Raw genomic sequence first — 14224 nt, 5'->3', positions numbered from 1 at the left:
CCCGCATTCACACCCCTCGGCCAACAAAGATCGGGGCCGACACCCATGAGGATGTCGGCCCCGACAAGCTATTCGAGCGAGTCCGCTCAGCGCTCCACAATCGCGAGGACGTCACGCGCGGAGAGGATCTGGAACTCCTCGGCACCGTACTTGACCTCGGTGCCGCCGTAGCGCGAGTAGATCACAACGTCGCCGACCTTGACGTCGAGCGGGACGCGGTTGCCGTTGTCGTCAATGCGGCCGGGGCCCACTGCCACGACTTCGCCTTCCTGCGGCTTCTCCTTCGCGGTGTCCGGGATGACGAGACCGGAGGCGGTGGTGCGCTCGGCCTCGACCTGGCGGATCACAACGCGGTCTTCGAGGGGCTTGATGGAGACAGACACTGTCGTTCCCTTTCGTTCAAAGAACTGCTCGTCCCTCGCCCGCCGTCGCGGGGGTCGGGTGAGGAACCCGATCGCGGCCTGGGCCGCGCTTCAGGGACGAGCATAGGCCCGCTCTGGCACTCGAGCAACCTGAGTGCCAGTCCTGATTGTCGAAGACGCAGCGCCAACCCCCCAAAGAGGCGCATGATGCGCCCCGGCAGATCAGCCTCTCCATTGAAGATGCCCCCGTGAAGATGGACCCGCCATTCCCCGGGCATCACGACTGCGAGTCTGTGGGGCACCCGCGCTCAAAAGCCTTTTCCGTACAGGTCTTCTCGCCGATTGCCCCATCGGCCATCTGTACGTTCGAATTCTCCGTCCTCTACTCTTTGCGTTCGACACAGCTCCCTTTGAACTCTTTGCAGCACTCAGTCCTGCCGCTCGTCCTCGCACGCTCTGAACTGTCCACGTCCCACAGTCCTCTTCTCCCCTGCGCCGCGCTCACTCTCGCCTTAGCGCATCACGGAGTCCTCGCATGCGAGAATCCTCCCGTGCCTTCTTCGCTCGACCCGCTCCTGACTCCCGAGGGCTCCCGTCTCCTCGCTGATCTTGAGGCCGAGGCTTTTTCACCCAGCGACCCGCTCGCAGCAGGTGAGGCCCTGCGCAAGCGCGGCATTGAAACAAGACTCGCAAACGCCGTCCTCACCCAGCTCGATCTGCGTCGACGAGCCCGCACAAAATTCGGCGAAGACGCAGGCTCCCTCTTCTTTACGCGCGACGGACTCGAACAGGCAACCCGCAAGATCGTGTCCGAGCGCAGGGCCCGCCGCTACCGTGACGCCGGAGCGACATCCATCGCGGATCTTGGATGCGGCATCGGCTCTGACTCCCTCGCCTTCGCGAAAGAAGACCTTGCCGTGCTCGCAGTAGATCTGGACGAGGACGCGGCGAGCGCTGCCCGTCTCAACCTCGCTGCCCACCCCACAGCGCAGGTTAGACGCGCCAACGTCCTCGACCTTGATATTCCCAGTCTCGCCCACAGCGGCATCGATGCTCTTTTCGCCGACCCCGCCAGGCGCACAGGAGCACAAGGCGGTTCCGCCAGGATCATGGACCCCGAGTCCTGGTCTCCTCCGCTTTCCCTCGTCCTGTCGTGGCGCGAGGCGATCCCCCGTGTCGGCGTCAAGGTCGCTCCCGGCATCGCTCATGAGGCCCTGCCCGCTGATGCGCGCGTCGAATGGACGAGCGTTGACGCCTCCCTCGTCGAAGCGGCGATCTGGACCGGCCCTCTCGCCCTCGAAGGAGCGGGCCGCAGTGCCGTCGTCATCAAAGGGAATGAGGTGTTCGTCCTCGCCGAAAAGGGCCCCGCGAACGCTTTGAGGGTGCCCGCTCCCCTCGGCCCGCTCGGCGCGTTCATCGCCGAACCTGATGACGCGGTGATCCGTTCGGGTCTCATTCACCGCCTCGCTGAGGAAACCTCCTCCACTCTCGTCTCCGAGTCAATCGCCTACCTGAGCGCCGACACTCCCCTCCTTTCGCCCTTCCTCAGCTGCTTCGAAGTCGAGGACGTCGTCGCCCTCAAGCCGAAGATGATTTCTTCGGCGCTGCGTTCCCTGGGGGTTGGCCGAGTCGAAGTGAAGAAGCGAGGCGCGGATATTGATCCGGCCGCTTTGCGCAAGTCCTTGAAGCTCAAGGGCGATGGGGAGGCCGTCGTCTTCGCCACGCGGGTCGCGGGGCGTCACCGTGCAATCATTGCCCGTCGTCGGCGCTCCTGAGCCGACTGGCCACACGCCCATGCGATCAAAGGGGCCTTGAGAGCAGGGGAAGCCTGAGCTGTGCGCGCCCATGTGCTCAAGGAGCTTTCTGCTCATCAAGCTCGGCCTACACGAACCCCTTGATCGGCCTACAGGGCCCCTTGCACGCCCATGGTCCAGTAAGCCCGCTTCGGGCTTGCCGAACACCCGAGCATCACAGCCACGTCCCCACGCCCCGGAGACTTCGGGAGGAGGTCGTCGAGTTGGCGTTTGAGTGCAAGCCACGTCCCCACGCCCCGGGAACTTTGCTCGGGCTCGCACGAAATCCGAGACCTGGACCCGCACTCGCGGGCCCCAGGGACGCTCCGCCGCTTCACACCAGGGCGCTCCAGTGGATTCAGCGCGGCAGCACGGAAGGGTGGGTGAGAGCCATGCTCGAATCCGGGGAGAAATCCCAATCGGAGGGCGCCACTCCTGCTCTGACAAGCTCAGAGGTCAAAGCCGCAATCTGAGCACCGTTATCCGTGCAAAAACGCAGTGGAGGCATCCTCACTTCAATACCCGCAGCTTCAGCGCGTGCGCTCAGCAAAGAACGCAGACGCGAATTCGCAGAAAACCCTCCACCGACAACAATCGACGAACACCCCGTATCAAGGGCGGCGCGTACCGCCTTCGACGTGAGGGAATCATTGACTGCTTCTGAAAAGCCCGCGCACACGTCCTCGGGGGAAAACTCTTCACCCCTGGCCTGGGCGCCTTCGATGTAACGGGCGACTGCGGTCTTCAAGCCGGAGAACGAGAAATCGTACTTGTGGCGCTCCTTGTCCTTTCCGGAGGCAAGACCGCGTGGGAAACGGATCGCATCAACATTGCCGAGCTGGGAGAGTCGGTCAACGTGCGGGCCCCCCGGATAAGGCAGCTCGAGGAGGCGACCGACCTTATCGAAAGCCTCACCTGCGGCATCGTCGAGGGTTCCGCCCAGTTCTTTCACATCGGTGGCGATGTCCTCGACGAGGAGGATATTCGAATGCCCGCCAGAAACGACCAGGCCGACGAATCGTTGTGGCAGGGGCCCGTCGGCGAGTTTGTCAACGGCGAGGTGGCCGATGATGTGGTTCACTCCGTACAGGGGCTTGCCGAGAGCAGAGGCCAGGGCCTTCGCCGCACAAATCCCAACCGTCAACGAGCCGACGAGGCCCGGGCCCGCCGCCACGCCGATCGCGTCAATCTCCTTAAGAGTGACGCCTGCTTCCTCGAGAGCCGAGTCGAGGGTCGGCAGGAAGGATTCAAGGTGGGCGCGAGAAGCGATCTCCGGGATGATGCCGCCGTAGCGGGCGTACTGGTCCATCGAGGTGGCGGTTCGGTCAACGAGGAGCTCGCAGCCGCGCACGATCCCGACACCGGTCTCATCGCAGGTCGATTCAATTCCAAGAACGAGGGCTTCACTCACGTCGACCAGTGTAAAACCGTGGGCCGCTTCAGGCCTCGTCCGCTTGAGCTCTGGGGCGTCGCTTTGCGATCGCCATTGCGACTCCTGCGAGGGCGAGGGCGAGGAGGGACCAGGGCAAGGCGTGATCGGCGAGGGCCTTGATGTCAGCGGGTCCGAATATGAGGCCGATGAGGGCCAGAACGGAAAGGAGGGTGAACACAGACATGGCGAAGATGGTCAATGCGACCCAAAAGCGGCGTGCGGGACGCTGTTCTCCTGTGGGCTTCGCTTCGCTGGTGTCCGCCTTGCTGATTGTGTATTCGGCCATGTTCTTCGCCTCCGCCCCGATTTTGCTCACCATATTCTATGGTGCAGCGAGTGTCCCCCAAGCTCCTTGCCTCTTCGTTGAGCTCCTCCCCTCTTCGCTGCGACCTCTCTTCTTCGCAAAGGCTTCCCGTCTTCGTCACATTCTCACTTCTTCCCCACGGCCTCTCTTCTCCAACTCAAGGCCGGGACGCAGGGGCGAGGCCGTATGCAGCTCTTCCCCAAGAGCCGCATACGACGGCGCCCCGGCCGAAAGAGAATCGACCGGGGCGCCGCGATGGCCATATGCGGCTCAGATGCCCTTCAGGGCAGCCTTGCCGAGCTGACGGTTGAGCGTCGCAATAACATCGAGAGGGATCTGCTTGGGGCAAACCGCCGCGCACTCACCAATGTTCGAGCAGGTGCCGAAACCCTCCTCGTCCATCTGGTTGAGCATGTTGACAACTCGCTTGTAGTTCTCCGGCTTGCCCTGGGGAAGGAGCTGGAGGTGCGTGACCTTCGCCGAGGTGAAAAGCATCGCCGAAGCGTTCGGGCAGGCCGCCACGCAAGCGCCGCAGCCGATGCAGGCTGCAGCCTCGAATGCACGATCCGCGTCCTGCTTCGGAACCGGAGTGGCGTGAGCGTCCGGGGCCGCACCGGTGTTCACTGAAATGTAACCACCAGCCTGGATGATGCGGTCAAGGGCGCTGCGGTTGACGACGAGGTCCTTGATCAGCGGGAAGGCGTCCGCACGCCAGGGCTCGATCGTGATGACGTCACCATCGTGGAACGTCCTCATATGGAGCTGGCAGGTGGTCGTGACCTCCGGGCCGTGAGCAACGCCATTGATGACGATGCCGCACTGACCGCAGATTCCCTCACGGCAATCCGAATCAAAGGCGATCGGTTCTTCGCCGCGGGCGAAAAGGTCCTCGTTGAGGATGTCGAGCATCTCCAAGAAGGACGAGCCCTCGGAGATTCCCTTCACCTGGTACTCGTGCATCGCGCCACGGTCGTCGGGACCGTTCTGGCGCCAGATCTTCAGTGTGAGGTTCACTTGTAGCTCCGCTGCTTCAACTCGATGTTGTTGTAGATGAGGTCTTCCTTGTGGAGGATCGGCGCTTCTCCCTCGCCGGTCCACTCCCACGCGGCGACGTACAGGTACTGGTCGTCGTGGCGCATCGCTTCACCCTCGGGGGTCTGCGACTCGGCCCGGAAGTGGCCGCCGCAGGACTCCTCACGGTGCAGAGCGTCGATACACATGAGTTCACCCAGTTCCATGAAGTCGGCGACGCGGCCGGCCTTCTCGAGGGACTGGTTAAGTTCGCCGATCGACTTGCCGGGAACACGGACGTTGAGCCAGTAGTCCTTGCGCAGTTCGCGGATGAGTCCGATTGCCTTCTTGAGGCCGGCCTCGGTGCGTTCCATACCGCAGTACTCCCACATGATGTGCCCGAGCTCCTTGTGGAAGGAGTCGACGGAACGCGATCCGTTCACAGACATGAGAGTGTCGATACGCGACTGGGCGTCCTGAAGAGCCTCGACGACATCCTGAGAGTTCTCGTCGAGCTTCGGCAGGTTGAAACACTTCGACAGGTAGTCGTTGATCGTGTTCGGCAAAACGAAGTAGCCGTCCGACAGGCCCTGCATGAGCGCCGAAGCGCCCAGGCGGTTAGCACCGTGGTCGGAGAAGTTCGCCTCGCCGGCGACGTACAGGCCCGGCAGGTTCGACTCGAGGTCGTAATCGACCCACAGGCCGCCCATCGTGTAGTGGACCGCCGGGTAGATGCGCATCGGCACTTCGTAGGGGTTGTCACCGGTGATGCGCTCGTACATGTCGAAAAGGTTGCCGTACTTCGCAGAAACGGCATCCTTGCCCATGCGCTGGATCGCATCGGCGAAGTCGAGGTAGACGCCGCGAGCAACACCGTCGATCTTCGGGCCAACGCCTCGTCCCTCGTCGCACATGTTCTTCGCCTGGCGAGAGGCGATGTCACGCGGGACCAGGTTGCCGAAGGAGGGGTAGATACGCTCGAGGTAGTAATCGCGATCCTCTTCGGGAATCTCGCGCGGATCCTTTTCGCAGTCTTCCGCCTTCTTGGGCACCCAGATGCGGCCGTCGTTACGAAGCGACTCCGACATGAGGGTGAGCTTCGACTGCTGGTCGCCGTGCTGGGGGATGCAGGTCGGGTGGATCTGCGTGAAGCAGGGGTTGCCGAAGTAGGCGCCCTTGCGGTGCGCACGCCAGATCGCGGTCGCGTTACACCCCATGGCGTTGGTGGACAGGAAGAAGACGTTTCCGTAACCACCCGTGGCGAGGACGACCGCGTCGGCGACGTGGGTCTCAAGCTTTCCGGTGGACATGTCGCGGGCGACAATGCCTCGTGCACGACCATCGGAGACGATGAGCTCGACCATTTCGTGGCGCGCGTGCTCGGTGACGGTTCCAGCTGCGACCTGACGCTCGAGGGCCTGGTAGGCGCCGATCAGGAGCTGCTGTCCTGTCTGGCCGCGAGCGTAGAAGGTGCGAGACACCTGGACGCCGCCGAAGGAACGGTTATCAAGAAGGCCGCCGTATTCGCGGGCGAAGGGGACGCCCTGAGCGACGCACTGGTCAATGATGTTGGCGCTGACCTCGGCGAGACGGTAGACGTTCGTTTCGCGGGCACGGTAGTCGCCGCCCTTGACCGTGTCGTAGAAGAGACGGTAAACGGAGTCGTTGTCGTTACGGTAGTTCTTCGCGGCGTTGATGCCGCCCTGGGCGGCGATCGAGTGGGCTCGGCGGGCCGAGTCCTGGTAGAAGAACACGTCGACGTTGTAGCCCATTTCGCCCAGCGAGGCTGCGGCAGCACCACCGGCAAGGCCGGTGCCGACGATGATGACGCGGAGCTTGCGGCGGTTGGCCGGGTTCACGAGGGCCGCGGAGAACTTGCGCTGCTCCCAGCACTGTGCAATCGGAACATCGAGGGGCGCCTTCGTGTCGGCGATCTTCTCGCCCTCGTGATAAAAGCCCTTGATGAGGGTGTCAGACATGAGTATTCGACCTTCCTCAGGAGATGAATCCGGCGGCGATGGCAAGCGGCGGCGCCATGAACATCACAAGGATGATGGCGCCGACGAGGCCGGAGAGGATGAGCATGGCCTTGCGCGTGGCGGGTCGGACCCAGCCGAGGCTCTGGAACATCGACCAGAAACCGTGCGACACGTGCAGGCAGACGAGTGCCACGAAGAGCAGGTACAAGAGGACAACCAGCGGCGATTGGAAGGACGCCACCATGCGCTCGTAGGGGGTCGCGTCGGCGCCGAAGCCCGTCTTCACTGCACCCACGGTGAAGTGCAAGATGTGGAAGACGAAAATGAGGAAGATCAGGACGCCGGACAGGCGCATGGTGCGCGCAGCATAGGAGTCCGTGACTGACTTCTTCACGACGTAGCGGCTCGAGCGCGCCTTCTTCGAACGCCGCCACGTGTAGGCGGCGGCGAAGAGATGGATGAGGAGCATGAGGAGCATCGCGGCGCGGAAGACCCAAATGAATCCGCCGTGCGGGAAGATCGGCACGAATGCCTCTTCTTTGAGCCAGTGGGCGTAGTGGTCATACGCCTCCTGACCGAGGAACATCTTGAGGTTGCCGTAGGAGTGGAAAAGCAGGAAGAAGACGAATACGAAGCCCGAGACGGCCATCAGCTGCTTAATGAAGACGCTGGTGGTCCACGCGCGGCGCTTCTTCGTTGCGACGTTTGTTGTGGCCATGAAGAATAGGATAAGCCCTGAAATCGTGCCGATTCTGCGACCCTCGGCCCACTGGAAGCGAACTTTTACTCGGGGTTGCGAGTTTCCCGCACAATCACGCCGATTCCCCAGCGAGTTCACACGGGATTATCCTCGCTGCGAGGCAGTCTGTATTGCCACTTCAAAGATCTCTTCCAGACCTTTTTTAATACGCCGATCGTCGCGATATTCGTTCAAACGTCTTTTCTTCTCAGAACTCAGTTGCTTTCGAGTTCCTTGAGCATCGTGATCGCATCCTCGAGGGGATTGTGGAAGTAGCGCCGGATTCTCCCGACTTCCCTAAAACCCTCACTCGTGTAGAGGGCGCGCGCCCCCTGATTCGATTCTCGCACTTCTAAGAAGACCGTCCCAGCTCCCCGCCCCTGTCCCTCTTCGAGGAGGGCTTTGACGAGCATTCTGCCGAGCCCAGTGCGACGGGCCTGGGGCAGGATCCCGATGGTCATGATGTCCGCACTATCGCCGAGCGTTTTGATTCCGCCGTATCCGAAGACGAGGCCCCCGGCCCGTGCGAGGCCCCTGACCTGCGAAGGATCATCATCTTCAGCTCTTGTCTCCTCGTCAGGGGCTAGGGCGAGGAGATAGTCCGAGTAAGGTGAAGCGAGTTCCTCACGAATCATCCCCTCCGTCCACGGGTCCTCAGGGAAGAGGAGCTGCTCAAGCTCAAGGAGGAGTTGCGCATCGGATTTTCCGGCACGGATGATGTGGACCCGTCTCGGACTCATAAGCGTTCCATCGGCTGACCGTGAATCTCCGGGCGGCGCAAGTACAGGGGCGCGGTCGACAGGGAGTCTGCCTCTCCGCGGGCGAGCCTGGCGGAGACGATGCGCGAGAAGATCGCGGGGTCGAGTTCGACCTGGGGGCCGAATTCCGCGACCGCGAGCGCTTCAGCTGAGTGGGCGGGAATGGGGCCTGCGCTCACGATGAGTAGATCCCTTTGTCGGAGGGAGGACAACAGAGCGGCGGCGCTTCCGACCTCGAGACGCCCCTCGAGGTGCACATCATCGGCACCCTCAGCAGTGTAAAGACCCCAGTAGAGCTCTTTGCGGCGCGCATCAGAGATCGCGAGGACCCGGGTCTCGCGGGGGAGAAGATCAAGGGCGGCGCGGGCAATCGCGTCGAGGCTCGACACTCCGTACACGGGGATTGCGGCTGCGCGGGCATACACGCGAGCAGACACAAGGCCTGCGCGAAGACCGGTGAAGGGGGCGGGGCCGGTTCCCACGCAGACGCGATCAAGTCCGGCGGCTGCCCCCTGCGGCGCAAGCCCCGCCTCGGTGAGCACCTGGGTCACGAGGACGGCGATGGACTCGGCGTGGTGTCGCGTGGACTTATTGGCGGCGCGAGACAGGACCAGTGTGTCGTTGACGAGTGCGACGGTGGTTGCGGCTGAAGTGTCGAGGCACAGTGAAAGCACGGCGTCGATCCTACTCGTCGGAGGCGGGGGCAACCGATTCGGCCCCTGCGTCATCCGTCTTCTCGCCTTCATCGAAGGCCTGCGCCTCGCCCTCGGCGATGATCTCGCGGGCGCGCGCGAGAACCCGATCGAGCACCCCGTCCCAGCGGGTCCCGCGCGGGCGCAGTTCGACCCGGCGCTCGCCGTCGTCCATGGTTTCAAGGTTGATGGTGTCACTGTCGTAGGCCGCCTCGCCGCCGGTGGCGCGTTCAACGTCAATTTCGAGGCGCTCTTCAGACATCGCTTCGGTCTTCCCCTCGCCCCATTCGACGACGATCACCGAATCGGCGAGGCTGGAATCCAGGTCGAGGGTTTCAAGGTCTTCAAGGTCGCGGATCCGGTAGGCATCCGCGTGGATGAGATCGGGGCCTCCCGACAGGCTGTGATGGACTCGGGCAACAATGAAGGTCGGGGAGGCGACCCGGCCTCGCACCCCCATCCCTTCTCCGATGCCCTGCGTGAAGGTGGTTTTTCCCGCTCCCAGGCCGCCGCGCAGCATGATGAGGTCCCCGGCCTGCAGGACCTCCCCGAGGGCTCTGCCCACTGCTCGCGTCTGCTCGGGTGAGCGGGTGGTCGCCGAAAGCGGGGCATTCATCGGGTCTCCTCCGTCAGGTCATGTCCGGTCGCACAACGCGGGGCCGACGGGAGAGCCGCCGGCAGCGGCATGGACCATTGTCGCACTCCCGGGATCTGCGGACATCGAGAATCCTCACCCGCCGTCGAGGCGCGCGGCGATGAGACGCCAGTGCTCGAAACGCTCCTCCTCCCACGCCATGACGGACTCGTCGGGGAGCACCTCTCTCGATGTGAGCGGCATACGCGGAGCGCCTGCCGACACTGCGGCTCCGAGTGCGGAGGCTTCCGCGACATGCAAGCGCTCGACCGGCCTGCCGAGGACTGATGCGATGACACGGCACCACGGTTCCGAGCGGGCGCCCCCGCCGAACACGCGTAAGGTCTCGGCCTCCGCTCCCATCCGGCGCCAGCGGTCGCCGACCTCGAAAGCAACCCCTTCGTATACGCACCGCGCAAGGTCGGCCCGATTCGTCCCCAGGCCGAGTCCCCACATCACGCCCCCGGGGGCATGCGGCCACCCGTGCTCCGACGGATCCGACAACCGGGGGAAGAACAACGGAGCGTCGGCCGCGGGCTCCACGGCTGCGAGCTCGTCACTGAGGTCGTAGCTCTCACCGGCGAGCACGGTCCTGACGAACCAGCGGTGAGCGGCCCCGGCCGTCGGAATCGCAGCCTCTCGAACCCATTGACCCGGTTCAAGGAAACTGAACAATGGGCCGCCCCATGGGAGCGGAGCGTCCGCCCGGACCTCAAGCGCGCCCGATGTGCCGAGGCACAGCGTCGCTACATCGGGCCCTATCCCCGCCGCCATTGCTGCGAGCTTCTGGTCCTGCCCGCCGACACGCACCGGGATCGTTCCGACCCCGAGACGTTCGCCTATTTCCCGGCGAAGGACTCCCGCCTCCGTTCCGGATTGACGGATCTTCGGGAACAGATCGCTGTCGATCTCGAGAGCGTCCAGCAGGTCACGGTCCCACAGACCGTCCTCGAGCGAAGCCGCCATCGAGGCCGATGCGAGCGTGCGGTCGGTCACCGCTTCGCCGACGAAACACAGGTGGAGCCAATCCATCGGCTGCAGGAAAGCACCCACCCGTTCGTAGTTCTCCGGCTCGAAGCGCCTCATCCACATGATCTTCGGCAGAGTGTAGACGCCGGACCAGGGCTTTCCGGTGCGCGCCACGACATCTGCCGGATCGACGCGTGCGGCGAGATCGTCCATTACATGCGCACCGCGCTCGTCGAGCCAACTGATCGCGTGACGAATCGGCACTCCCCTCCGATCCACCGGAATGAGGGAGATCCCCTGCGAGGAAATGCCCAGCGCTTGGACGCTCGATGGTCCGGCCTCGTCGACCACGTCTCCGATCACGTGACACGAAGCCTCCACCCATTCCCACGGATCCTGTTCTACCCTCCCGTCCGGGGCATGGACGGGAGGGGCCTCTGCGTAGGAACTTGCGACGACTCGGAGTTCCTCGTCCACGGCAAGGCACCTCACGCCGGTCGTCCCGACGTCAAGACCGAGCCACACGGGGAGCACCGTTATCACTCTCCGATGATCTGGACCTGGCACTGCCTGGGACGATCACGGATCTGGTCCCAGTCGACGAAGTAGATGTAGCCGAACTCACCGAGATCAAGCTCGCCGTCCACCACGACGATCGTCTCGGAACGCCCGAAAAAGACGCTGCGCAGGTGCGCGTCCGTGTTCAGGCTTGTCCACTCGCCTTCTTCCTTCGCCTCATCCATGGCGAAACGGATGTGCGCGGGCCCGGGATGCATGTACTGTCCCTCGACGAGGCACTGCGGAACGATGCGCTCCATCGTGTTGACGAGATCCTGCTGAAGATACTCGAGGCCGTAGTAGGTCTTGTCGTGCGAACACTCCTGCGTCAGGACTGAACACGTCGTGTGATGGCTGTAGACGACCGCGATTCCGTCTTTCACTCCTGAACGCTTGAGCGCCGCCTTCACCTCCTTCGTCACGTCATGGAACGTCGGATGGTTCCTCGTGGACTGGAGATCGATCGTTTCCCGGTGCACCTTCATCGTTTCTTCCCTTTCCGTGGTGATGGTGGGCCGTCATGAACGCGGACGCGCGTCCCACCCACGACGCGCCGCGCGAATCATTGCTTCCGCCATGGCCGACGGATCCGGCGCTGTCGCGATCGCACTCGACGATCCCGTCGCGTCCGCCCCGTTGCGGATGACGGCCTCGACGTCCGCAGGTGTCGAGATCCCCGCCCCCTGAAGGACGCGCACACCCGGATTGATCTCGCGCACCGCACGATTCGACGCCTCGACGTAGTCGAACCCCGACGGCTTGCCAGTCCCGATGAGTTCCGTCGGTTCTGCGACGAGAAGGTCGGGACCGAGGGAGGCCACCGCACGGACCTCGGCGAGAGAACTCGCGCACACGGCGGTCGCGAGCCCGACTTCCGCGGCACGCTGCATCGTTTTTTCAAGCACGGTGAACGTGATCGGATGCTCCGCGTGGTTGAGCATCACCATGCGCACCCCCGCCTCGACGAGGGCCTCCGGAAGGATGTCCGTGATTCCTCGACCGGGACGAATGGGATCGAGGTGAGGGACGCAGACGAGGATGTGCTCGACACTATCGACGACCGCGCGCGCCTCCAGGATCGGCGAAGTGAACACCACGGTCACGTCGTGTTCCTCCGACGCCCGATCCGCCGCACGGGCGAGGGCGACGACGTCCGCCCCGTAGAGGTACGCCTTCGGACCGATCTCGAACAGGGGCCGATCGGCGGGGATGGCGTCCTTCATCGTCCCACCTCCTTCGCGAGACGCGTTCCCACTGCTCCACCGGGATGAATGAGGCCGAATTCCGCCGAGGTGAAGCCCGATATCGCGATCATCGCCGCGAGGACAGCGTCGAAGAGCACCCCAACCACTGTGTTCGATGTCGTCGCCATGGTGCCGAGCGGATCGGACTCCCTCGTGATGTAGAGCGGGAGGAGTATGTCTGAGCACGCCGCCAGCTCCGAGTCGAGGTTCTCGGTCAGCCCGATGAGCGTCGCCCCTCGGGCATTGACGACGTGCATGATCGGCACGAGTTCCTCCGTCCCCCCGCCCCGGGTCACCATGACAACGGCATCACCGGCGTGGACGGCTCCCAGTCCGCCGTGGACCGCTTCCGACGGAGGCATGAACTTCGCCGGATTATCCGCACAGCACAGCGAGTGCGCGAACTTTGCCGCCGCCAGACCGGACGAGCCCGAACCGACCGTGATGATCCGCGGCGCCTCGAGGAGAACACGGGCGACCCTGACGATCTGCTCGAGATCCGCCCGTTCACGGAGCACCGCGAGTGCTCCCGCCTCGATCCGCAGTGCTTCCTCGGCGGCCAGGATCGCCGCTCCATCTCGTTCCTCAGTCATGACGTCCTCCTTCGGACACACCGTCGATCCACACGTCCTCGATCTTGAGGGACAGTCCGTCCCAACGGGCGAGGACGAGATCCGCCCTCAGCCCGGGGGCCACCTCGCCCCGATCGGCGAATCCCATGAGGCGAGCGGGAACCCTCGAACCCAGATCCCACGCTTGAGCGAGTTCCGCGCCCGTGTGGCGAACGAAATTCGCCACTGCACGGTCCATCGTCAGCGAACTCCCCGCAAGACCCCCCGAAGCCGTGAAATTGAGGTCAGCGGGACCTTCATGGCCCGCACCGCCACACTCCGCCGTGCAGTCCGTGACGAGAAGCGTCCTCTCCGGCCCTTTCACCTTGAAGATCAAGCGGAGCAGGTCCGGTCGGACATGCGCCCCCTCGGAGTCCGCGATCACCTCGGCGCTGATGGAGTCCTCGAGAAGCACCGCCTCGTCGACACCAACTTCCCGGGTCCCGCCGAAGCGAGCAGGCTCGACTGCAGCACCCGTGGCGTTCATGAGATGCGTCGCCGCGCGCAAACCGCGCGGCATGAGCGCTCGGATCTGATCGCGGGTCGCCTTCGAGTGCCCCACGGAGAACGTGAGCGCACCCCGGGTCGCCGCCTGAAGGTCGTCGACCATTCGCGTCACTCCCTCCACCTCGGGAGCGATCGTCATCCACCGAAGGCTTCCCCTGCTCGCACGTACGTACTCCATGTACTCCTGCGGTCTCGCCGGGCGCGACCACTCCCGATACGCGCCGAGTTCGGGATGGAGGAAAGGGCCCTCCATGTTGACTCCCACAACGTTCACGGCCGCAGGATCGAGCGCGGCGTCGGCCGCGACGGCGAGCGCTTCCACTTGCTCACGCGCGTCCGCATGGAGGATCGTCGTCGCGAGAAGGGACGTCGTCCCATGCTCGAGGTGGAAACGCGCTGCGGGGAGCGGATCCTCATGGAACCAGCGTCCGCCGCCCCCGTGACAGTGGATGTCGATGAAGCCCGGGCCGAGGACGAGGCCCGTCGCGTCGACGACCTCCGTTCCGGGTTCCTCGGCGATCTCCTCCCTCGGCGTGATGAGCGCGATCCGCCCGTCGACGACGAGGACGTGATGTCCTTCGAGCAGGCCGTTCGGAGTGACGAGCACAGCTCCTGCGATGCACGTTCTCAT

The 14224-nt window shown here is 63.9% G+C and carries 15 protein-coding genes; 1 reads left to right on the top strand and 14 read right to left on the bottom strand.

Going from position 1 to position 14224, the window contains the following annotated elements; translation table 11 throughout:
- Positions 1 to 86: 86 nt before the first annotated feature.
- On the bottom strand, positions 87 to 383 hold the full coding sequence (groES, locus tag FFA61_RS01780; RefSeq protein WP_005962176.1) for a co-chaperone GroES: 297 nt from the start codon (positions 381 to 383) through the stop codon (positions 87 to 89).
- Between the two features lie 530 nt (positions 384 to 913).
- Between groES and FFA61_RS01775 the strand changes: the two genes are divergently transcribed.
- Positions 914 to 2137, top strand: a complete 1224-nt coding sequence (locus tag FFA61_RS01775; protein ID WP_040313738.1) for a THUMP-like domain-containing protein — start codon at positions 914 to 916, stop codon at positions 2135 to 2137.
- Between the two features lie 376 nt (positions 2138 to 2513).
- Here the strand turns inward: FFA61_RS01775 and tsaD are convergent, their stop codons facing one another.
- The 13 genes from tsaD to FFA61_RS01710 all read right to left on the bottom strand — a co-directional run bounded on the left by tsaD (position 2514) and on the right by FFA61_RS01710 (position 14224).
- On the bottom strand, positions 2514 to 3566 hold the full coding sequence (gene tsaD, locus FFA61_RS01770) for a tRNA (adenosine(37)-N6)-threonylcarbamoyltransferase complex transferase subunit TsaD (RefSeq protein ID WP_005962178.1): 1053 nt from the start codon (positions 3564 to 3566) through the stop codon (positions 2514 to 2516).
- A 28-nt stretch (positions 3567 to 3594) separates the two neighbouring features.
- Positions 3595 to 3873: a hypothetical protein gene (locus FFA61_RS01765; protein ID WP_233050484.1), complete on the bottom strand. Its 279-nt coding sequence runs from the start codon at positions 3871 to 3873 to the stop codon at positions 3595 to 3597.
- A 288-nt stretch (positions 3874 to 4161) separates the two neighbouring features.
- The gene (locus tag FFA61_RS01760) at positions 4162 to 4905 is read right to left on the bottom strand and encodes a succinate dehydrogenase/fumarate reductase iron-sulfur subunit (RefSeq protein WP_005962180.1); all 744 of its coding nucleotides are present in this window, start codon (positions 4903 to 4905) and stop codon (positions 4162 to 4164) included.
- Entirely contained in the window at positions 4902 to 6881 is a 1980-nt protein-coding gene (locus tag FFA61_RS01755) for a fumarate reductase/succinate dehydrogenase flavoprotein subunit (RefSeq protein WP_005962181.1), read from the bottom strand. Before FFA61_RS01755 ends, FFA61_RS01760 begins: the two co-directional genes overlap by 4 nt.
- Positions 6882 to 6897: 16 nt before the next feature.
- Positions 6898 to 7599 carry a succinate dehydrogenase cytochrome b subunit gene (locus tag FFA61_RS01750; protein WP_040313527.1) on the bottom strand — a complete coding sequence of 234 codons (702 nt, stop codon included), beginning with the start codon at positions 7597 to 7599 and terminating at the stop codon, positions 6898 to 6900.
- 236 nt (positions 7600 to 7835) lie between these two features.
- Positions 7836 to 8360 carry a ribosomal protein S18-alanine N-acetyltransferase gene (gene rimI / locus FFA61_RS01745; RefSeq protein WP_005962183.1) on the bottom strand — a complete coding sequence of 175 codons (525 nt, stop codon included), beginning with the start codon at positions 8358 to 8360 and terminating at the stop codon, positions 7836 to 7838.
- Positions 8357 to 9052, bottom strand: a complete 696-nt coding sequence (gene tsaB / locus FFA61_RS01740) for a tRNA (adenosine(37)-N6)-threonylcarbamoyltransferase complex dimerization subunit type 1 TsaB (protein ID WP_040313528.1) — start codon at positions 9050 to 9052, stop codon at positions 8357 to 8359. The genes rimI and tsaB overlap by 4 nt, the downstream gene beginning before the upstream one ends.
- A 10-nt stretch (positions 9053 to 9062) precedes the next feature.
- The gene (gene tsaE, locus FFA61_RS01735) at positions 9063 to 9686 is read right to left on the bottom strand and encodes a tRNA (adenosine(37)-N6)-threonylcarbamoyltransferase complex ATPase subunit type 1 TsaE (RefSeq protein ID WP_005962185.1); all 624 of its coding nucleotides are present in this window, start codon (positions 9684 to 9686) and stop codon (positions 9063 to 9065) included.
- A gap of 114 nt (positions 9687 to 9800) precedes the next feature.
- Positions 9801 to 11216: a xylulokinase gene (locus FFA61_RS01730; RefSeq protein ID WP_005962186.1), complete on the bottom strand. Its 1416-nt coding sequence runs from the start codon at positions 11214 to 11216 to the stop codon at positions 9801 to 9803.
- A complete protein-coding gene (locus FFA61_RS01725) occupies positions 11213 to 11716 on the bottom strand; it encodes a YjbQ family protein (protein WP_005962187.1) in 504 nt (167 codons plus the stop codon). The genes FFA61_RS01730 and FFA61_RS01725 overlap by 4 nt, the downstream gene beginning before the upstream one ends.
- Positions 11717 to 11749: 33 nt before the next feature.
- Positions 11750 to 12454: a triose-phosphate isomerase gene (locus FFA61_RS01720; RefSeq protein ID WP_005962188.1), complete on the bottom strand. Its 705-nt coding sequence runs from the start codon at positions 12452 to 12454 to the stop codon at positions 11750 to 11752.
- On the bottom strand, positions 12451 to 13068 hold the full coding sequence (locus tag FFA61_RS01715; protein ID WP_005962189.1) for an SIS domain-containing protein: 618 nt from the start codon (positions 13066 to 13068) through the stop codon (positions 12451 to 12453). The genes FFA61_RS01720 and FFA61_RS01715 overlap by 4 nt, the downstream gene beginning before the upstream one ends.
- On the bottom strand, positions 13061 to 14224 hold the full coding sequence (locus tag FFA61_RS01710) for an N-acetylglucosamine-6-phosphate deacetylase (protein ID WP_005962190.1): 1164 nt from the start codon (positions 14222 to 14224) through the stop codon (positions 13061 to 13063). The genes FFA61_RS01715 and FFA61_RS01710 overlap by 8 nt, the downstream gene beginning before the upstream one ends.

The organism is Schaalia cardiffensis F0333 (assembly GCF_005886435.1).
Taxonomy (GTDB): Bacteria; Actinomycetota; Actinomycetes; order Actinomycetales; family Actinomycetaceae; genus Pauljensenia; species Pauljensenia cardiffensis.
Note: the sequence above shows the minus strand (reverse complement) of the source record. Positions and strands in the feature narration are given on the sequence as shown.